This window comes from Pseudoalteromonas sp. NZS127, assembly GCF_015864805.1.
In the GTDB taxonomy this organism is placed as follows: Bacteria; Pseudomonadota; Gammaproteobacteria; order Enterobacterales; family Alteromonadaceae; genus Pseudoalteromonas; species Pseudoalteromonas nigrifaciens.
Genome location: NZ_JADYWN010000071.1, coordinates 1 through 702 on the forward strand (window position 1 = coordinate 1; position 702 = coordinate 702).

Annotated in this window: 1 pseudogene; it reads right to left on the reverse strand. The window is 61.1% G+C overall.

The features are described 5' to 3' along the window. Nucleotides 1-702 (reverse strand): annotated as a pseudogene (locus I6E78_RS18480) (SNF2-related protein); the annotation flags it as partial.

The window sequence follows — 702 nt, forward strand, 5'->3', positions numbered from 1 at the left end:
TAGAGCTTCATGGCGGCCGATGGCATCTCAACCTTGATGTCGTTCTCGATGAGTTCGGGTAAGTCAAAGTAGTCGCGCGCCTCCAGCGCGATGGTGATGTCTTTGATGGCTGCGCGAATTTGTTCGTCCGCAAAAGGTAGCGGTTCAATCTGTTGCTTCTGCGGGTCGCTTCCCGGGCGGGCGCGGAACCAGCGGTGGCTGAAGGCAGTGAAACTGGTTCCGAGGCGTCGGCCGGAATCCAAGAAAAAATACTGCGCCCACAAATCTTCCAGGCCATTCGGAGCGGGCGTGCCAGACAGGCAGATGAACCGAGTGGCGCGGGTCAACGCGACGCGGGCCAGGGCTTTGGCGCGCTTGCCCCCTTGGCCGGTGAGAAACTTCTTGCCGGACTTGCTCGTCTGGATGCTGACGCGCAGGCTCTTGAGTTTCGTGCTTTCGTCACAGACGATGCAATCGAACGACCAGTTGGCGCCGTGGTACTCCACCAGCCATTCCAGCACGTCGTAATTTGCCGTAACGATCACCGCGTCGGAGCCAATGGCGGCGCGGCGCGTATCGGCATCGCCGACGGCCACGGCGATCTTCATGTGCCCGAAGCTGGCTTTGAACTTCTCGATCTCACCGGGCCACGTGCTGACGGCCACGCGCTTGGGGCCGAGCACGAGCACGCGCTTGACCTCACCGAGCAGCAACAGCATGGAC